We start from the raw sequence: 19,353 nt of genomic DNA, 5'->3' as shown, positions 1-19,353 counted from the left end.
TTTGGTATCGTTCTTCTCGGCTGAGGTGCTTGTACATTGGGCAATTTCGATTTGGCGGTTAAAGCGGCCATGATGCTCTCGCATCCTCAGCCACCTATAACCAGTTCATCTTTGTTGCACTTCGTCCTTGAATCCGCCTAATTTGACGTAAATTTATTCTTGAAGTACGGCTGCTTCACAGGGCAGTGTGATGGTGATATTGGCTAAACCGTGTGCAGGTATGTGGCGTTCAATCTGACCTTTGTGTTTGACGATCACCGTGTCTATGAAATCTAAACCAAGGCCAAATCCAGTGAGCAGATGCTCGTCTGTTTGCGTAGCGACTGTATTTTTGAGACTGATGCTGACTTTTTGCTCGCAAGGTTGTTGAATTTGCAGCGTGATGCAGCTTTGTGACGGTGAAAACTTCACAGCGTTCACCAATAAATTCACCAACGCTCGTACCATCAGTCGGGTGTTGACTTTCACAAACAGAGGTAAAGCCTCACTGTCGTCCAAGATGCTTAGTTGTTTGCTGAAAGCGAGGTCGCGTACTTTCTCAATCGCATCGTTGAGCAATTCGTCCACCAACACGGTTTGCAGGCTGTAGTGAGGCTGTTGTGCTGTGATGGTGAGGATGAAGTCGTCCATCATCTGCAGCAGTGTTTGCGAGTGCTGCACAATTTTTTGCCGTTGTATACGGGATTGAGGGTCTTCAGCGCCCCCCTTTGGTGGGCGTGTCAGCGACATGATGGATGCGAGAGGTGTTCGCATATCGTGTGACAAAAATTGCAGCGCTCGGTCGCGTTGATTTTGATATTGCCGCAGCTCTGTGATGTCTAACAAAATTAACAGATGAAAACTTTCGCCGTTGGGCGCATTGACCGAGGTACTTTTTAAATAAAAGTCTCGCAGACCGATCGATGTCTCTAGCTGAAAAGGAGGCGATGCTGTTGACTCTGCCAAGGGTTGAGGTAGCTTGAGGGTTTCGAAAAATATGGACCGTTGGCTACCTGGATTGAGGTGGGCTTGCCCCAGCAGTTGTTTGATACGTTGGTTGCTCAGCAGTAGCTCATCGTGTTGGTCGAAGATGACCACAGCGTCGGGCATTTCGTCAATGATGGCGGCAAGAAAGTTCAGTTCGCTGCGCACTGAATCGATGGCGTGATCTAGCAATTTGGCGTGCTGTAAGACCACTTCATGCGAGTTGACGATGTCGTGTTGAACGCGGTGCGTGTGTCTGAATTCACGTAATAAAGTGGCCTTCTCTTGTACAAAATTCACAATCGCATCAAGCCGCCCCCAAGCCCAAAGTGGCTGTAAGACCACCGTGGCTAATAAAAATGCGGTCGGGTCGAGCCAGTAGTTTTCTTGCGCTGAGGCCGCATAGCTGGCGCCCACGCTGATCGTCATTAACGTGACCGCAAATGCCAAAGCATGGTGAGGTGACAAGATCAACAAACTCAAGAGCATCAGAATCATGGCGAGGCACGAAACCCCAAACACCACGGATGCAGGGGCCACGTCGATCATGGTGTGGTTCAGAGAGGCGTTGAGTACGCTGGCCAAAATGGCAACCCCTGGCGTGCTGGCGTTGTTTTGGCCTGAGTAGAGCGTGGGGTAGCGGTCGCCAAGACTGGGCGCTGTGACGCCGATCAAAACGTATTTGTCTTTGAATAGGCTTAAAAAAGCATTGGACATCAAGGCGTCAGACAGTGACACCAACGGAAAGCCAATGCTTGGATCGACCATGCGAAACCGCTGGTAAGGTTTGACGCTTGTGCCATCTTTTCCTTGCAGGGCTAAGGCAAAGTGTGGCCATTGCTGCTCTGTGGCCTGCACGCCTCGAATGACGCCGTCTACATCAAACAAAGCATTGATGTGCCCCAGCGCTGCGGCATCGTCGAGTGGTGCGACAGGCGGCGTGGGGCGGAAGTGATGCTGGGCATCATTTTGAAGTTCAAACGCCAGCGGCAATACGGTGTTGTGGCGCTTCATTTGCTCGGCAAGGGCTGGGTCTTGGTTGCTTCGGTCTAAAAAGAGCAAATCAAACCCAATGGCTTTGGGGCGATAGCGGTCATCGTCCAACCGTTCCAGCAACTGTGTGTAGCGAGAGCGTTTGAGTGGCCACCCTCCGAGTTCTGCAAGCGAGCGATCATCGATGGCCACGATCACGATGTCTTGGGTTGCTTTGAACCCATGCAAGCGCATCAAGTGGTCGTACAACACGTTGCCAAACGGACGGGCCAAATCTGCAAATACCAACGCGGCCAGAATTGCCAGCACCGCGATGGCGGTGAGCCACCATTCCTGCCGGAGCAGACTCTTTTGTTCGCGCCGGGTATTCACGGGGCCGCCGTGGGGAGCGCAATCAATTCGAAAGCACCGCTCTGATAGACGCCAGCCTGATCCGCAGAGGCTTTCGCTAAGGGGTACGACAGTGACCAGCTGTAATGACCGGGCTGCAGGTCTTTCACAGCAAATTTCCCATTGACCGCTGTCAGATGGCCGGTGCGAATGACCTCTTGGTGGGCCGCTGCATTTTGCCGATTGAGTGTGAAGGTAATGGATGCACCTTCGGCCAGTGGTGTTTCAAATACGGCGCTGCATCGTGCTTGTTCTGCGCTGACGGGGGCGGCACAAAAGGCCATCAGTGCAGGCGTGCCTAAAAGTCCGTTTTTTGAAATCGCCGCGACTTGATAGAACATCGCTTGGTTGATCAATTGGTCGATTTTGAATTCAGGGTTAGCCCATTGCTGCGTTCGTCTCAATCCGCTCAAATTCGCGGTGGTGGCGATGTCCGCTTGAAAGCTACCCGCGTTGTCCATGTGCTGCAGCTGTACCGACAGTTCGGTCGGGTGATTGGGCGACTTGGAAAAGCTGGCGTAACGAGGCGCTGGCAGCAAAGCTTCGGGGGCAGAGGCCTTGCCTGATGCATCGATGGTGACGCCCATGCCTTGCGTTAAATCGACAGATTCAGCATCGGCTGTACCTTGCGTTTTGACAACGCCTTGGGTGACCTCGACCAAGCTGCCTTGGGTGTCTGGTGAAAAGCCGACACGAAATTGTGTACCTCGCACGCCCATCACCGAGCGTGGCGTTCGAATCTCAAAAGGCGTCAGCGGCGAGCGCTCTTTCATGACCTCCAGTTCCACGCGGCCAGTGGCCAGCTCCAAGCGCACTTCCGGTGCTTTTTCAAGGGCGTTCTTGCGCAAGGTGCTGAGTTTGAGCACGGCGCCAGAGGGCAGGCGCACGATGGAACTGTCTTCCAGCAGCAAGGCGGTATGGCAGCCTGCGGGAACTTTGAGCAAGGCGCCCTCGTGTAATGGCGTGCCGACCGTCAGCCGCGTGTTGCCTTGCTCTGCGGTGTAGCTGCTGGCGCATGACATGCCCATCACGCGTGCGACCGAGGTCCAGTGCTTCACGCTTTGGCGAGGAATGGACAAACTTTGTCCGACCGTGATGCGGTCGGCATCTTGAAGTTGGTTGATACGTGCGACTTGGCTGATGCCCGCCGAAGATACGAAATACTTGCGCGACAGCTCGAGCAGGGTGTCACCAGATTTCACTTTGTAGACAATCAAATCTTGCGCTTCATCGGACGGTAACACGCTTGAGGCGTGTGCGTGAGCGGTGAAAAGCGCCATAGCGCCAAGGGATGTGATGCCTGCGCGAAGAGAAAATCTAGTCATCGGGATGTCCTTCATGAACGGTCATCAATCGGTAGCCGTAGCCGTGCACGGGGCGCAGGCGCAGGCGCATTGAGGTCGCCGATAAATCTAGTTTTTTGCGAATCCAAGCGATGTGCACATCGAGCGTTCGCGACAGGGCTTGCATGTCATTGCCCCACACCTCATGCGTGAGTCGTTCACGTGAAATGGCGCGTTCTGCGTTTTCAAACAAAAACAAGGCCAGCTTGAATTCTTTTTCCGACAAAGTTTGTGTTTTGTTTTGGAAGGTGACCGTGTTGGCCACTTTGTTGAACTTGTAGTCCAGCAAGGTGCGCAGGCTTTCTTCGTCATTGCGATCGCGGTAGGTTCGGCGAAGCAAAGCCGCGACACGGGCTAAAAACTCTTTGGGGCGAACGGGTTTGACGCAGTAATCATCGGCACCTGCATTGAGCGCATCGGTGATGTCGAGTTCATCTGAGCGACTTGTCAAAAATAGAACAGGCTCTTGCAGTGATTTGACTTGACGAATGTGTTTGAGGACTTCAAAGCCTGATAGGCGCGGTACACGCCAATCGAGCACAAACAAATCAATGGTGTCGCGACCAATGGCCTTGACCATGTCTTCCCCATTGTTGAACGTGCTGACGGCATGGCCTGCGCCTTCCAAAATCTCGCGCACATGCTGGGCGAGATCTGGTTCGTCTTCAAGTAATCCTATATACATCAATTCATTTTAATTGACGTACGTAGTGAATTACAAAGTTTTGGTTAATGCTTTTACAAGCGTGTCATCGATGTCGGGCATCACGCCAAACCAGGCATGGAAGGCAGGACGTGCTTGATTGAGCAGCATGCCCAAGCCATTCACGGTGGCATTGCCACGCTGTCGCGCTGCGGCTAACAAAGGGGTTTCTAATGGCACGTAAATCGCATCAGAGACCAACGCTGTCATTGGCAACTCGTGAAGTTGCACATCCAATTCGGGTTGGCCGTGCATGCCTTGGTTGGTGCTGTTGACCAACAAGGCTGCGCCGGCCAACGCCGCGTGGCGTTCAGACCAATCGAAGGCTTGCACGGGCGTGCCAAACTCGTCGGCCAAGGCCTGTGCTTTGCCAAACGTGCGGTTGATCAGGCGAATTTCGGTAGCCCCTTCGTCCATCAAGCTCAACACAATGGCCCGTGCCGCACCGCCTGCGCCCAGCACCACGATAGGGCCTGCATCGGCACGCCAGTGGGGTTGGGCATCGCGCAAGCTTTGCAGGTAGCCAAAACCGTCGTTGTTGAAACCATGCAAAGCGCCATCGGCTTGCACCACGATGGTGTTGATCGCCCCCATGCGTTGGGCCAACGGTTGCACCCAGTCCATGTAAGACATGGCTGCTACTTTATGAGGAATGGTCAGATTGCAGCCCGCGAGTCCTAAGGCTTTGAGGCCGCGAATGGCATCACCCAAGTTGTGAGGTTCGACTGGAAACAGGCCATAGGCGCCACGCAGTTGGTGTTGGCGAATCCAGTGGTTGTGGATGATCGGCGAGCGTGAATGGGCCACCGGCCAGCCCATGACGCCAGCCATGATGAATGTGTTGTCCATGTTGTTTTCAGTGTCAAAGAGCCGCAATGGTAGCCAATGAACGGCGCATTTCGCTGACGACGCGAGTTCGGGGTTAACGTGATTGGCGTGCGGCTTTGAACCAATTCAACCCAGCCGATGTGCCGCCGGCTTGTCCGCCTAAACGCGGCCTGTATTCACAACCGACCCAGCCTTGCCAGCCACAAGCTTTTGACACCTCGTCAATGACATCAAACAAGTACGGGTAGTTGAGTTCGCCGATGTCAGGCTCGTGGCGTTCAGGCACGCCCGCGATTTGAAAGTGCCCGACACGTCCGGTGGGCAGGTATTGGCGGATCTTGGTGGCCACATCGCCCTCGACGATTTGGCAGTGGTACAGGTCCATTTGTACCTTCAGGTTGTCGGCGCCCACCTTCTCGATGATGTCGTGTGCGTGATCTTGGCGGTTCAAAAAGAAGCCCGGAATGTCGCGGGTGTTGATGGGTTCAATCAACACATCGCGGCCCGCTTTGGCGGCCAGGGTAGTCGCCCATTGGAGGTTGGACACGTAGGTGCTCAAGTTGCTGGCGCGTGTCTGCCCTTCGCCCAGCAAGCCAGCCATCAGGTGAATGCGAGGGCAATTCAAGGTGTCTGCATAGGTCAGCGCCAGTTCGACGCCTTGACGAAACTCGGCTTCTCGCCCAGGGATGCTCGCCGTGCCGCGTGTGTTGCTGCTCCACGCCGCATCGATGCTGGCTGCATCGGTGCCACCGGGTGGGGCGTTGAACAGCACTTGTTGCAGCTGGTGGTCTTTGAGGCGTGCTGCCAATTCTTCTTTGGCAAAAGCGTAGGGAAACAAGTACTCCACCGCGGTGAAACCGTCTTGGGCTGCCGCTTCAAAGCGGTCCAAAAACGGCAACTCGGGGTACATCATGGAAAGGTTGGCGGCAAATTGAGGCATGGGGTGTCCTTACCAGCGCGCGCCAAAGGCGTCGCGCAGTTCTTGAAGTTGGGGCTGTGACAAGGGTGAAATAGGGTGTGCACTCAGCTGCACCAAACGCGCGGTTTCTTCCAACTCTTCCAAGATTGCCATGGCTGAGGCGGGGCTGTCGTGCCACACATTGGGGCCTAAGCGTGACAGCATGACCGCTCGAATCGGCGTGCCTTGCTGGCCGTAATGCAAGATGGCGCGTTCGACGGCGTCTGCTGCAGGCACTGCACCTGGGCGGTGGTAGTCGATCACCGGCACATGCCCCACTTTCATCACGAAGTAGGGCGTGACCGCGGGCAGCAGTTCGCGCGTGTCCACTGCGGTGTTGATCAAACCATCGTGCAGCGTGAGCGCCACACAGTGGGTGCTGTGGGTGTGAATCACGCATCGGGTGTGCACGTCAAACTGCTGCGCTGCTGCATAAATGCGGGTGTGGAGCGCGATGGTTTTGCTGGCCTTGTCGCCGCTGATTTGCTCGCCCTGGAGGTTGAGTTTGGACAACCGCGCGGGGTCTAAAAACCCCAAACACGCGTCGGTTGGGGTGATCAAAAAGCCATCGTCTAGACGCACGCTGATGTTGCCCGCTGTCGCGTGCACATAGCCGCGCGCAAACAAGCTTTGGCCCACGCGGCACATCTCTTCACGGGCTTGGTGTTCAGTGAGTGCGCTCATAAAAACGGCCGATCACGCCAGTTGTGCAAAGGCTTTGGTGAAGAAATCGTCTGTGCCAAAGTTGCCAGACTTCAAGGTCAGGTGCACCGCGCCATGTGGCGTGTGCGCATGGCACCACGGCACGCCGGGGTCAATTTGCGGGCCAATTTGCAGCTGGTCGATGTGCAGGGCTTGCACGCAAGCGCCTGAGGTTTCACCACCCGCAACCACGAGTTGCTGGACGCCAAGCGCGACCAAGCCGTTGGCAATCGCGGCCATGGTGCGTTCGACCAAGAGGCCTGCTTCTTCCACGCCCAACTGTGCTTGCGCCGCCTTCACGGCATCGGGGGCGGCGGAGGAGTAGATCAGCACGGGGCCCGAATTCAAGTGGGGCTGCGCCCAAGCCAAGGCTCTGGCCACGACATCGGCACCGCCTTGCGCGCTGCGTGCCAATGCCAAGGGGTCTACCGCCAACGCGGGGCGACCTGAGGCTTGGAAATGCGCCACTTGGCGAAGGGTGGCCTGCGAGCAGCTGCCCGACACCACCGCTTGCAAGCCTTGCGCGTGAGGCAAGGTGCTTGATTGGGGGGTGGGGCTGAGCCCAAAGTTAGCGGGTAAACCAATGGCCACGCCGGAACCTGCCGTCACCAACGGCATGCCTTTCAAGGCCGGCCCGAGTTTGAGCAAGTCGTCGTTGGACACAGCATCCACCACGGCAATGGTGATGCCTTGGCTCTTCAAATCGGCGATGCGTTGTTGCACCGCTGCGGGGCCTTGTGCCACGCTGCGGTGGTCGATCAGGCCGACCTTGGCTTGACATTGCGCTTGCATGACGCGAACCAAGTTGGCATCGGTCATGGGCGTCAGCGGGTGGTCCTTCATGCTGGACTCATTGAGCAGCACATCACCCACGAACAAATAGCCTTTGAACACGGTGCGACCGTTGTCAGGGAACGCAGGCGTGGCAATGGTGAAGTCGGTCTTTAAGGCGTGCATCAACGCCTCGGTGACGGGGCCAATGTTGCCGGTGGGCGTGCTGTCAAAGGTGGAGCAGTATTTGAAATAGATCTGCTGCGCGCCTTGCGCTTGCAACCACGTCAGCGCTGCCAACGACTGGGCAATCGCATCTGCGGGTGCAATGGTGCGCGACTTCAGGGCAACGACCACCGCGTCGACATCGGCAGCCAACGGTTCGGTCGGCACGCCAATGGTTTGCACCACACGCATGCCCGCACGAACCAAGTTATTGGCGAGGTCAGTCGCGCCTGTGAAGTCATCGGCAATGCAGCCGAGGTGAATCTGCTTCGCCATGGCTTATTGGAATCCCATCACATGTGGCAGCCAGTTGCTCAAAGCTGGCACAAAGGTCAAGACCACCAAAACCACGCCGTGTGCCCACAAGAAGGGCGTCAATTCACGGGTCAAGTCAGACAAGGGCACGCGTGACACGTTGGACGTGACGAACAGCAAGCCGCCGACTGGGGGCGTGATCATGCCCAGCGTGAGGTTGTAAATCACCACCATCGCGAAGTGAATCGGGTCAATGCCCACTTTGGCCGCCACAGGGGCCAAGATGGGGACCAACACCATCACGCCTGGCAACGGTTCAATGAAGATGCCAAACAGCAGCAAGAACACGTTGATGACGATCAAGAACATCCAAGGCGAGAGGTGCATGTCTGCAATCCAACCGGCCACGATTTGAGGCACGCCTTCAATCGTCAAGATCCAAGCGAATGAGGCCGACATGCCGATGATCAACAGCACCGATGCGGTCAACATGGCCGAGCGCGCCAAGATGTCTGGCACGGCTTTCCACTCCAAAGTGCGGTACACATATTTGCCGCAGAGCAGGGCGTAGAACACGGCCACGACCGAGGCTTCAGTGGGGGTGAACCAACCCGAACGCATGCCGCCCAAAATCAACACGGGCAGCAAAATAGCCGGTGTGGCTTTCCAGGTGGTGAGCCACATTTCTTTGCCGCTGGGTTGTTCGTCGTCACCCTTGTAGTTGCGTACTTTGGAGACATGCCAGTTGACCACGCACATGGCCACAGCAATCAAGATGCCAGGGATGATGCCCGCCACAAACAAGGCACCGACCGAGACGTTGTCATCGGCCAAGGCATAAATGATCATGATGATCGAGGGCGGAATGATGGGGCCCACGATGGCGGTCGATGCGGTCAAAGCGGCGGCGTAAGCACGGCCGTAGCCCGCTTTGTCCATCATGCGAATCAGCATGGAGCCGGGGCCTGCGGCATCGGCCAAAGCCGAACCAGAAATGCCCGAGAAGAAGGTGAGCGAGACCACGTTGGTGTAGCCCAAGCCACCGCGTTTGTGGCCCACAAATTGGCCCGCAAACTTCAGCAGCACTTCGGTGAGCGAACCGCCGCTCATCAACTCAGCCGCCAAGATGAAAAACGGCACGGCCATCAGCGGGAAGCTGTCCACGCCGGTGAAGGTTTCTTTCAGCAGCACAAGCAGCGGAAAGTTGCCCGACACCAACAAGGCGGTGACGGTAGAAAGCCCTAAAGCAAAAGCCACAGGCACACCCACAGCAAGATAGATGCAGGCAGAAATGAGAAGGATGACGCTGGCGTTCATAAGTGTGCAATCAAGGTCAGAGCGACGCGCTGGCAGTGGCGTCAAAGTGGGCGTCAGAGGCGAACTTGCGCTCGAGCACATAGTCACGCACGATCAACAACCAATGAATAAGAGTCATGGCAGCGCCAATCGGCAATGCGGCATAAATGTAGGCAAACGAAATTTGCGTGGCTGGCGTTTGCTGGTACTGCGTGCGGTCCATGTACTCAATGCCGTACCACGTGAAAAACACAAACAAGCCGGTCAGTAAAACCGCGATGAATGCGCGAATGGCGATGGCCATGGGGCGAGGCAAGTTATCTTGCAGGTTTTCAACGGCAATGTGACCGCCGTAGCGCAAGACAGGCCCGCAGCCAATGAATGTGAGCCAAATCATCAAATGGCGAGCCACTTCTTCGGCCCATTCGATGGACACGTTGGTGGAGTAGCGCAGCACCACGTTGGCAAAGATGATGACCGACATCACGGCCAGCATGATGATGAGCATCCACCGATTGGTGGCCACAAAGTAGTGTTCAAAGGTTTTCATAGGACATGCCTTAGCGACTTAAAAAAAGCGGGTGGCCTTTCGCGCCTGAACGCGTGTGCCCCCGCCTGGAATGTCAGCCCTCGAAAGGGCTGCCGTCTTATTTGACGTCTTGGATTTTGCGAATGTTGTCAGCGCCAAACTCTTTGGAGTAGCTGGCGTACACATCACGCAGTGCGTTGCGGAAGGCTTGGCCGTCCACTTTGCGAACCACGGTCATGCCGTCTTTTTCAAGTTGGGCGATGCCGTTGTTTTCGTCTTCGTTGACCTTTTTGCGTTGAGCCACGGTGGCACTCTTGGCGGCTGCGTAAAACACCTTTTTGTCTGCGTCACTGAGTTTGTTCATCAAACGTGGTGAAGTAATCAGCAAAGCGGGCGAATAGACGTGGCCGGTCAGTGACAAATGCTTTTGCACTTGCGAGAACTTGGACGCCAAGATCACGGGAATTGGGTTTTCTTGACCGTCCACAGTGCCTTGTTGCAACGCACCAAACACTTCAGGGAAGGCCATGGGCGTGGGCTGAATGCCAAACGCACGGTAGCCGTCCATGTGCACTTTGTTTTCCATGGTGCGCATCTTCAAGCCCGCTGCATCTTCTGGCTTGACGATGGCATGCTTGCTGTTGGTCATGTGGCGGAAACCGTTTTCGGTCCACGACAGGGCCACCAAGCCTTTGGCTGGGAACTTGGTCAAGATGTCTTGGCCGATGGGGCCGTCCATGACTTTGCGCGCGTGGTCGTAGTCACGGAACAGGAATGGGATGTCCACAATTTTGACTTCAGGCACAAAGTTGCCGACGGGGCCTGTGGAGGTGTTGACCAAGTCCAAGGTGCCCAGTTGCACGGCTTCAATCATTTCGCGCTCGCCGCCCAAGGCACTGCTTGGGAATTGTTGGCACTTGTAGCGACCTTGTGTACCTTTTTCAACTTCGTCACAAAACGCGGTGCTGCCCACGCCGTAGTGCGAGGCTTGGGTGGTGGCGTATCCAATTTTCAGAACAGTTTGCGCTTGGACGCCAGTGATACCGGCGGCCAACAAGCTCAAGGCAATCAGGGAATGTTTCATGGGTTGTCTCCTTTTAAAAATTTGCTGAATTATGAACACGGAATGCGGCTCAAGCACTCGGGGTTTTCGCGCTCGGCAGTTCGATGCCAGGGAAGATTTTGATCACGGCGCTGTCGTCTTCGCGCGCAAAACCCGCGGTAGACGCCTGCATGAACATTTGATGTGCGGTGCTGGAGAGCGGCAGGGGAAACTTGCTGACGCGGGCCATGTCGAGCACCAGTCCTAAGTCTTTGACGAAAATATCGACGGCAGACAAAGGCGTGTAGTCACCCGCGAGCACATGGGCCATGCGGTTTTCAAACATCCAGCTGTTGCCTGCGCTGTGGGTGATCACCTCGTACAAGGCTTCTGGCGCCACACCTTCGCGCAGGCCCAAGGCCATGGCCTCTGCCGCAGCCGCGATGTGCACGCCTGCGAGCAGTTGGTTGATGATCTTGACTTTGCTGCCCGCGCCTGCGTGGTCGCCCAGTTTGTAGACTTTGGCAGCCATGGCGTTGAGCATGGGTTCGCACAGGGCATAGGCCTCGGGTTTGGCGGCGGTCATCATGGTCATGTCACCGCTGGCCGCTTTGGCTGCACCGCCAGAGATGGGGGCGTCCACATACAGCAGGCCCAGTTTTTCGAGACGCGCTTCGAGCGCGACAGACCAGTTGGGGTCTACGGTCGAGCACATCACAAAGACGCTGCCGGGCTTCATGGTGGCGGCACATCCGGTGCCGTCCCCGTTTTTGCCAAACAACACTTCTTCGGTTTGCGCGGCATTCACCACAACCGACACCACCACATCGCAGTGGGCGCCGAGTTCGGCCAAATTCGCACAGGCGTGTCCACCGTCTTTGGCAAAGTCTTGGGCGGCTTCTGCGCGGACGTCATAGACATGCGGCGCAAAACCAGCACGGCGCAGCGAGCCCGCCATACCTTTGCCCATGGCGCCTAACCCGATTAAACCGACCTTCAAATGTGTGTGTGACATAACGTGATTTCAGAAATTGGTGTGATTGTCATACAAGTTTCTGGGCCAATTTCGGTGCATTTTTCTAGGACTTACCCTTAATTTTTGGGGATCAAAACCTGTGCCAAGACGCTGCCTTCTTGTTGCCAGAAGCTGTTGTCTGCTTGCTGAATGCGCTTGGCCGCGTTGCGCATGTGCAGCGTGGCCAAGCGGTGGGCTTGTTTGGCATCGCCGTCGACGATGGCTCTCACGATGGCGTGGTGCTCTTGGCGCACCGCTTGGGCGAAGTCTGCGCGACGCGCCTCGTTGGCGCGTGTGACTTGCGTGCCTCCGCGTAAAAATTGTGCAAGAAAGTCGAGCGTGCCGATGAGAAATGGGTTGCCTGCCGCTTTCGCGATGGCTTGGTGAAACAGCACATCTTCTTCGACGCCATCTTTGCCGTCTGCCACCGCCAGATCTAGCGCAGCGAGGGCCTGTTGCAGATGGAGGATGTCACTCGTGCTGCGGTTCGTGGCTGCAAGTTGGGCGCATTCGGCTTCGAGTGCGCGTCTAACTTCAACGATTTGAAGCACCGCTTCACGCGAGTCGGCCAAGCGCGGATCAAAGTTAAGTGGTTCAAATGCCGCTTGGTGATGCACAAACACGCCACTGCCTTGGCGTGACTCCACCAAGCCAATCGATTTCAAGCGCGACAAAGCCTCGCGCACCACGGTGCGGCTGACTTTGAACAGCTCGACGAGCTTGGCTTCGGTGGGCAGCTTCTCGCCGGGGCTGAGACGCCCTTCACGAATTTCGTTTTCAAGCCGCTGCGCCACTTGTACCGACAAGCGCTCAGAGGAGACGATGGGGGTGAAAGAAGTTGTCATACAAATGCATCCATTCCTGCGATCATCGCAGAAATGGGGGCACGTTTTGCAGTGGTTTAAGGCGTGGTCAGGGCAGTGACTTGGCGCACGTCTTTGGCGTCACCCAGCTTCCAACACGCTTGGAGCAGGGCGTTGGTTGTGTCGGCACCCAGTACAGCGTCGCTCATGCCGTGGAATTTGGCTTCCAGTGCCGCATCACTCATGGGGCGGTGCAATGAGCCAATCGCGTGTTCAACAAACACATGCACCTGGCGGCCATCTTTGAGGAAGGCGGTGACGTCGGCGCTTTCTTCCCGCACGTTGTTGTCCACCGTGGCTTGTACTTTGTTGCGCAAGGCCACGACATCGGCGCGGGTGACGATGTGGTCGTCAAACTCCTCTTCGGCGGCGCGGCCAAAGATCAAGCCAGCGGCACACCCGTGGTAGACGCTGAATTTGCCTTGCAAGCCATCTTTGGGCTCCTTTTTACCCGTCAACTCCAGCACGAGCGAATGCACGCGCAGTTCGATGCGTTCCACGTCTTCGGCCTTGACGCCTTGCTCGCGCAGTTGGACGCAAGCGTCGATGCTGGGGTGAATCACGATGCCGCAAGCAAAGGGCTTGTAGGTGTTGAAGCTGATTTCAAAGCGCTCGCCCAACTCGTGGGTGACTTCGGTCCAGTCGTATTTGTCAGACACCACTTGGGCCCAGCCGCGTGGCGCTTCCAGCGCTTTGGGGCTGGCGGTGAAGCCTTGTTTGGCCAACAGCGCTGACATCAAACCTGCGCGGGCTGCTGCGCCTGGGTGGAACGGTTTGGTCATGGTGCCGAATTGTTCGCGCAGACCGATGGGCTGAGACGCTGCAATGCCCAAAGCCATGGCGGTTTGTTCGGTGTTGAGTTTGAGCAAACGTGCGCAAGCAGCGGCCGATCCCAACATGCCGGTGGTGCCGGTGATGTGCCAGCCGCGGTCATAGTGGTTGGGGTAGACGGTGTTGCCCATGCGGCAGGCCACGTCAATGCCCAAGACCAAGGCGTCAATCACTTCGCGGCCGGTTGAGCCTAAGTGTTCGGCGAGTGGCAGCAGCGCAGAGGCGACAGGGCCTGCGGGGTGAATGATGGTTTTGAGGTGGGTGTCATCAAAGTCAAAGGTGTGTGAGGTGATGCCGTTGATCAGTGCGGCGCTGCCCATGTCGACACGGTCTTTGCGGCCCGCAATGCTGGCTTGTTTGGAGGGTTCAAACATTTGCACCGCGGCCAAAGCTGCACGGGCAGCCGCGTGGTCTGCGGCACCCACGGCGCAGCCCAGCCAATTCAAAAAGGTGCGGTGTGCTTCATGGTCGACGGCATCGCTCCATCCTTTGGAGGGATGGTTGGCGACAAAGTTGGCCAAGATTTGCGTGATGGGAGGGGCGTTGTGGTCGGCAGCGACGGTGGTGTTGATAGCCATAGCAGAGGTTGTGAAGTTGAGAAAGGAAAAAAAGAAAAGGGTTAGGCGTCGAGCAAGATGCCGCGCTCTTTGGCCAAGGCACTCCAGCGCGCGATGTCGGTTTTCATGTAGTTGGCAAAGGTTTCGGGTGTCATGGGCATGAGCTCAACGGCTTCTGCTGACAGTTTGTCTTTGAAGTCGGGTTGGGCGAGTACTTTAGCCAAACCGTCGTTGAGTTGTTTGACGATGGCCGGTGGCATGTTGGCTGGGCCAACAATCCCGTACCACTGTTGCGCATCAAACCCTTTCAAGCCGGCTTCTTCGAGCGTTGGGATGTCTTTGAGCAAGGGGTGACGTTGTGAGCCTGTGACGGCCAGCGCACGAATGCGTCCGCCACGCAGGTGTGGCAAAGCGGCCGCCAAGCCCGGAAACATGGCTTGGGTTTGGCCTGACATTAAATCGGTGATGGCGGGTGCGATGCCTCGGTAAGGAATGTGGACCATGAAGGCGCCCGTTTGCAATTTGAACAACTCGGCCGTCATGTGTGTCAGTGATCCGGCTCCCGCGGAGCCGTAAGACACTTTGCCTGGATTTTTGCGTGTGTAGTCCAAAAAGCTTTTGACATCTTGAATAGGCAAGGCTGAGTTCACGCACAGCACGTTGGGCGTGCTGCCCACCATGCCAATGGCGGTGAAGTCTTTCACCGCGTCGTATGGCAGTTTGCGCGTGGCAGGGGCGGTGCCATGGGTGGCGACGTAACCTTGCATCAGGGTGTAGCCATCGGGTGTGGCACGTGCGGTGGTTTGCGACGCAATCACGCCGCCCCCGCCGCTCAGGTTGTCGACGACCATGGCTTGACCCAAAACGCGGCCTAGGCGTTCACACACGGCACGACCGATCATGTCCGAGCCGCCTCCCGCGGCCACAGGCACGATAAAACGAATGGGTTTGCTGGGGTAAGCGCCCTGCGCCAAGCCAAGGCCAGAAAGCCCTAACGTGAGTGGTGCCCCTAATATAAGTTCGCGTCTTTTCATGCCTTTGTCCCCTTTTTGTCTTTTTTAATACGCGCAGTGTGAGGCCTTTGGTTGCATAACAAAATCTGTAAAGTACTGCAGGTGACAGTCATGAAGGGTTATCGCGGAATTGCATGATTTTGTAGTTCTCTCATTTAATAAGTCATACGTTGTATTAAAACTTCTAAATATTGTTATAATTGCTTGCTACCTGCGAGATTTTTTAACTACAACTCGTCAATAATAAAATTGATAGTATGTAGTTTTTGATAGTTTGTTTGCTAAAATTTTGGCAAGGAGTTCATATGTCTAATCAATCTGATTCGCTAGAGAGTGTTGTTATCGGTGACGGTGTTGTCGTGAGAGGCACATTTACTGTGCCTTCTAAAGCCATCGTGAACGGTGTTATTGAGGGCGATTTAACGGCAGAAGAGGTCTTGATTGGCCCAACTGGCAAAATCACAGGCCGCGTTTCAGCCAAAGTGATTGATGTGCGTGGCCAACTCCACAACACCATCATCAGTGAAAAAAGCCTCATCGTGCGTTCGACCGGCAAGATTGCTGGCAAAGTTCAATATTCTGAAATTGAAATTGAAAAAGGCGGCGAAATCGAAGGTACTTTGAGCCAAGGTGCTGATGGTCCTGCTATTCAAATGGGCGCGACAGCTTCCGCAGCCTAAAACACTTTTCGACGTCTGACATGTTGTTACATCGATTGTTTGTGGGTGTTCGCCTGCTGCCGGGTCTGGTTTCCCAGGGATGGACCCGTCAGTATGAGGATGCCCGCATCATCTTGGAACAAAACGGTGACTTGCATTACCTGAATATCAGCGCGCGTATGCAGCGTCTGTTTGTTCGGGGCGGCATTGTGTCCGCAGGCGTTTTGCTTTTCATGGTGTTGGCCCTGGCCGTCACCAGCGTGAACTTGATGTGGAGTCGTTCGCGCTTAGAGCGCTCGCATGAAGAGGTGTACCGCGCCTTGCTGAGCAGCGCGTCAGACAGCAGTGGCGAGCCTGGCGAAAAACTGTCTATGAACGATGAGCAAATGGTGGCACTTGCGCAAACCATTCGTGATCGTGACATCAGTATTCGTCGCTTTGTCGATACGTCCATGGTGGCGGTATCGCAAGAAAATTCATCGATGAAGTCGCAGTTGGAGTCTTCAGGTCTGACTGAGAAAATCGTCAAAATTATTCAGCAGAATGCCGCCAACGGTGGTTTCAACCTAGACGACGATGTCAAAGGTAATCCTTTGCTGCGCGGTAAAGTCGCCGACGAACTGGCGACCAACCGTTCATTGCGCGAAGTTTTATATGCCTTGCCCAGTTCGATGCCTGTTCCAAACTTCAGCGTGACTTCTGATTTCGGTATACGTCGCCACCCAATTTCTGGTCAAACGCATTTCCACACTGGCTTAGACATGCTGAGCCAGACGGGTGATGAAAAAGTGCATGCCGTGAAGCCAGGCGTTGTGGTGTTGGCGCAGTTTCATGCGCAATACGGCAATATGGTGGTTGTGCGTCACACCAATGGTGTGGAGTCTTTGTATGCACATTTGGCCAACATCGCGGTTAAGTTAGGCGACAAAGTGACAAATGACTCTGTATTGGGCAACATTGGCAGTACGGGCTCATCGTCGACGGGCAAGCATTTGCATTTGGAAATTTTGATTGGCGGCTATCCTGTCAATCCACAAAAAGTTATCAGAACGGCTCAATATGTTCAGCAAATCCAAAACAAGCAGCTCTAATCTTTCTGCTGATGTCGCTTCGGCGCCTGAGGTTGAAGAGGCTGTTCACGTAGAAATTCCACAGGTGTCAACACCTCCCGCACCCGCCGCAGCCAGTTCTGCATTAACTCAGCGAAACAGCATGATGGACATGATCACTACCACCGCCAGCAAACCTTCCATTCTGAGTGAGGGCTTTTCGTTCCGTGGCGAAATCAGCGCCAAAGGTGCCATCCATGTGGAAGGCGCTTTGAACGGCCAAATTCAAGTGGATGAGTTGACCATTGGCGCACGCGGTCAAGTTGAAGGCGTGGTCACTTGCAGCAGCTTGCACATCAAAGGTAAATTCTCGGGCACCGCGACTTGCAATGAATTGATCGTGACCTCGTCTGCTTCGGTGGATGGTCATGTGGTTTACCAAACGTTGTCGGTGCAAAAAGGCGCCTCCATCAAGGGTGAATTGCTGCTGGTCAAGTGATCGGTGTCATGCTGATTTGCTTAGTTTGACGATGTTTTTATGAGCGATCACGACGTGTCTATCGACGGTAGCCTTTTGCGGCTGCAGCGCGAATCCCGTGGCTGGACCATGACCGACATGGCCATGCGTTCGTGTTTGTCGGTCAAGCAAATTCGTCAACTGGAAGAAGGTGGTTCTGAGTCTTTCTACAGCGAAGCGGTCAAATTGACGGCCGCGAAGAAAGTGGCATCTTTGTTGGGCTTGTCGACGGCACAAGTGTTGGGACAACCTCAGCATTCTTTGCCTTCAAGTCCCGATGCCTTGTTGCAACCTTCAACCGTTGTCGATGGTCTGCATTCCGTGCATTCAGACGCTGAAGCTCATCTGCAAGAGATCCCTTCATCTTCAGTAGAGGCAGTTGCACAGGTTGAGCCAGAACAACCCGCACTGACGCCAGCCCCTAAATCAACGCACATGTCTTTGTGGGTGATAGCAGCTTTATTTGCCACAGCCTTGCTGGTGGCAGCTTGGTTGAACCCTGGTGCATATCCTGTTGTCACAGAAGCGGAACCGCCTGTACAGGCTTTGCCCACAGACATTTCGGAATCTGCCAGTGCGGTGGTTGGTGTTGCGTCTGATGACGCGGTCAACAGCGCATCTGTTGCGTCTCAAACCCGTGTCACGGGTGTTCAAGCCGCATCGTCTGCGGCCTCATCGCCCTCTGTGCGTGCATCGGATGCGGCCGAAGCCGCATCGCGCTGAACCCCATCACACCCACCGCGCTTCTTTCAGTCCTTCGATCCCAAAGCCATTGCAGCTGCCCGTGACGCAGCAAGCTGCTGGGCATCTGGTGCTGTGAATGACCAGCCGCCCATGTGCTCGACGCACAGCGCATGCATGCCCTGAACCCACATGGCCGAGTCATTCAAACAAGGGATGTAGCGAAACACTTCGCCGCCAGCATGCAAATAAGCTTCTTGTGCTTCTTGCGCGATCTCTTCCAGCGTTTCTAAGCAATCGCTGGTGAAGCCTGGGCAAATCAAGTCCACGCGCTTGACGCCTTGTTCTGCCAAGGCCACCAACGTCGGTTCGGTGTAGGGCTCTAGCCACTTGGCTTTGCCAAAGCGAGATTGAAACGTGACCATGTACTGCGCCTTCGTCAGTCCCAGCGCTTCACCCAACAGGCGGGCTGTTTTGTAGCACTCGCAGTGGTAAGGGTCGCCCAAGTGCAGGGTGCGTTCTGGCACGCCATGAAAGCTCATTACCAAACGCTCGGCTTGGCCGTGTTCTGCCCAATGCGTACGGACACGCTCGGCCAATGCGGCGATGTAGCCTGGGTGGTCGTGGTAATGGTTGATGAAACGAAACTCAGGCAGCAAACGCGTGCGCAATCCCCATTTGTAAATGGCATCAAACACACTCGCCGTGGTGGTGCCTGAATATTGCGGATAAGCGGGCAACACCAAAATGCGTGTGAAGCCCTCGGCCTTCAGTGCATCCAGTTGCGAGGCCATCGACGGGTTGGCGTAACGCATGGCGTAGCGAACCGTCACTGCTTGGCCAGCTGCATCAAATGCAGCTTGCAGCGCTTGTGCTTGCTGCGCGGTATGAACTTTCAGCGGTGAGCCTTCGGCTGTCCAGATCGTGGCGTATTTGGCTGCTGATTTGGCGGGACGCACCCGCAAAATGATGCCGTGAAGAATAGCCATCCAGATCAGCCGTGGAATCTCCACCACCCGTGGGTCACCCAAAAACTCAGCCAAATAGCGGCGCACGGCGGCGGCAGTGGGGGCATCGGGTGTGCCCAAATTGCACAAGAGCACGGCAGTGCGTGGTGTTTGGCCGTGGGAGAAGGAGGGTTCTTTTGCGAAAGCAGGTTTGATCAGCATG

19 protein-coding genes are annotated in these 19,353 nt (G+C 55.5%); 4 read left to right on the top strand and 15 right to left on the bottom strand.

The window, feature by feature from the left end:
- Positions 1-153 precede the first annotated feature (153 nt).
- The 14 genes from RMS95_RS13115 to RMS95_RS13050 all read right to left on the bottom strand — a co-directional run bounded on the left by RMS95_RS13115 (position 154) and on the right by RMS95_RS13050 (position 15,298).
- A complete protein-coding gene (locus RMS95_RS13115; protein ID WP_310646649.1) occupies positions 154-2,328 on the bottom strand; it encodes a CHASE2 domain-containing protein in 2,175 nt (724 codons plus the stop codon).
- The gene (locus RMS95_RS13110; protein ID WP_310646648.1) at positions 2,325-3,671 is read right to left on the bottom strand and encodes a FecR domain-containing protein; all 1,347 of its coding nucleotides are present in this window, start codon (positions 3,669-3,671) and stop codon (positions 2,325-2,327) included. Before RMS95_RS13110 ends, RMS95_RS13115 begins: the two co-directional genes overlap by 4 nt.
- Positions 3,664-4,374 carry a response regulator transcription factor gene (locus tag RMS95_RS13105; RefSeq protein WP_310646647.1) on the bottom strand — a complete coding sequence of 237 codons (711 nt, stop codon included), beginning with the start codon at positions 4,372-4,374 and terminating at the stop codon, positions 3,664-3,666. The genes RMS95_RS13110 and RMS95_RS13105 overlap by 8 nt, the downstream gene beginning before the upstream one ends.
- A gap of 30 nt (positions 4,375-4,404) precedes the next feature.
- Positions 4,405-5,241 carry a shikimate dehydrogenase gene (locus RMS95_RS13100; protein ID WP_310646646.1) on the bottom strand — a complete coding sequence of 279 codons (837 nt, stop codon included), beginning with the start codon at positions 5,239-5,241 and terminating at the stop codon, positions 4,405-4,407.
- Between the two features lie 73 nt (positions 5,242-5,314).
- On the bottom strand, positions 5,315-6,160 hold the full coding sequence (otnI, locus tag RMS95_RS13095; RefSeq protein ID WP_310646645.1) for a 2-oxo-tetronate isomerase: 846 nt from the start codon (positions 6,158-6,160) through the stop codon (positions 5,315-5,317).
- Positions 6,161-6,169: 9 nt separating this feature from the next.
- Positions 6,170-6,862 (bottom strand): aldolase, encoded by a 693-nt coding sequence (locus RMS95_RS13090; protein ID WP_310646644.1) that lies wholly within the window; start codon positions 6,860-6,862, stop codon positions 6,170-6,172.
- A 12-nt stretch (positions 6,863-6,874) separates the two neighbouring features.
- Positions 6,875-8,152: a 3-oxo-tetronate kinase gene (gene otnK, locus RMS95_RS13085; RefSeq protein WP_310646643.1), complete on the bottom strand. Its 1,278-nt coding sequence runs from the start codon at positions 8,150-8,152 to the stop codon at positions 6,875-6,877.
- A 3-nt stretch (positions 8,153-8,155) separates the two neighbouring features.
- Positions 8,156-9,448 carry a TRAP transporter large permease gene (locus RMS95_RS13080; RefSeq protein ID WP_310646642.1) on the bottom strand — a complete coding sequence of 431 codons (1,293 nt, stop codon included), beginning with the start codon at positions 9,446-9,448 and terminating at the stop codon, positions 8,156-8,158.
- A gap of 16 nt (positions 9,449-9,464) precedes the next feature.
- The gene (locus RMS95_RS13075) at positions 9,465-9,977 is read right to left on the bottom strand and encodes a TRAP transporter small permease (RefSeq protein WP_310646641.1); all 513 of its coding nucleotides are present in this window, start codon (positions 9,975-9,977) and stop codon (positions 9,465-9,467) included.
- Positions 9,978-10,074: 97 nt separating this feature from the next.
- Positions 10,075-11,040: a TRAP transporter substrate-binding protein gene (locus tag RMS95_RS13070; RefSeq protein WP_310646640.1), complete on the bottom strand. Its 966-nt coding sequence runs from the start codon at positions 11,038-11,040 to the stop codon at positions 10,075-10,077.
- A gap of 49 nt (positions 11,041-11,089) precedes the next feature.
- On the bottom strand, positions 11,090-12,013 hold the full coding sequence (gene ltnD / locus RMS95_RS13065) for an L-threonate dehydrogenase (RefSeq protein WP_310646639.1): 924 nt from the start codon (positions 12,011-12,013) through the stop codon (positions 11,090-11,092).
- A gap of 77 nt (positions 12,014-12,090) precedes the next feature.
- A complete protein-coding gene (locus tag RMS95_RS13060; RefSeq protein WP_310646638.1) occupies positions 12,091-12,858 on the bottom strand; it encodes a FadR/GntR family transcriptional regulator in 768 nt (255 codons plus the stop codon).
- A 56-nt stretch (positions 12,859-12,914) separates the two neighbouring features.
- Positions 12,915-14,285: an MmgE/PrpD family protein gene (locus RMS95_RS13055; protein WP_310646637.1), complete on the bottom strand. Its 1,371-nt coding sequence runs from the start codon at positions 14,283-14,285 to the stop codon at positions 12,915-12,917.
- A 41-nt stretch (positions 14,286-14,326) separates the two neighbouring features.
- Positions 14,327-15,298: a tripartite tricarboxylate transporter substrate binding protein gene (locus tag RMS95_RS13050; protein ID WP_310646636.1), complete on the bottom strand. Its 972-nt coding sequence runs from the start codon at positions 15,296-15,298 to the stop codon at positions 14,327-14,329.
- A gap of 284 nt (positions 15,299-15,582) precedes the next feature.
- On the opposite strand from RMS95_RS13050, the gene RMS95_RS13045 reads away from it, so the two are divergent.
- The 4 genes from RMS95_RS13045 to RMS95_RS13030 all read left to right on the top strand — a co-directional run bounded on the left by RMS95_RS13045 (position 15,583) and on the right by RMS95_RS13030 (position 18,225).
- Positions 15,583-15,957 carry a polymer-forming cytoskeletal protein gene (locus tag RMS95_RS13045; protein ID WP_104797777.1) on the top strand — a complete coding sequence of 125 codons (375 nt, stop codon included), beginning with the start codon at positions 15,583-15,585 and terminating at the stop codon, positions 15,955-15,957.
- 20 nt (positions 15,958-15,977) lie between these two features.
- Positions 15,978-17,027 (top strand): M23 family metallopeptidase, encoded by a 1,050-nt coding sequence (locus RMS95_RS13040; protein WP_310646635.1) that lies wholly within the window; start codon positions 15,978-15,980, stop codon positions 17,025-17,027.
- A gap of 124 nt (positions 17,028-17,151) precedes the next feature.
- On the top strand, positions 17,152-17,484 hold the full coding sequence (locus tag RMS95_RS13035; RefSeq protein WP_310646634.1) for a polymer-forming cytoskeletal protein: 333 nt from the start codon (positions 17,152-17,154) through the stop codon (positions 17,482-17,484).
- 39 nt (positions 17,485-17,523) lie between these two features.
- Complete coding sequence (locus tag RMS95_RS13030; protein ID WP_310646633.1) at positions 17,524-18,225, top strand: helix-turn-helix transcriptional regulator; 702 nt, start codon at positions 17,524-17,526, stop codon at positions 18,223-18,225.
- 26 nt (positions 18,226-18,251) lie between these two features.
- On the opposite strand, the gene hemH is transcribed toward RMS95_RS13030, so the two are convergent.
- Positions 18,252-19,352 (bottom strand): ferrochelatase, encoded by a 1,101-nt coding sequence (gene hemH, locus RMS95_RS13025; RefSeq protein ID WP_310646632.1) that lies wholly within the window; start codon positions 19,350-19,352, stop codon positions 18,252-18,254.
- Position 19,353: the final 1 nt, after the last annotated feature.

Source organism: Limnohabitans sp., assembly GCF_031539175.1.
Classification (GTDB): Bacteria; Pseudomonadota; Gammaproteobacteria; order Burkholderiales; family Burkholderiaceae_C; genus Limnohabitans.
Note: the sequence above shows the minus strand (reverse complement) of the source record. Positions and strands in the feature narration are given on the sequence as shown.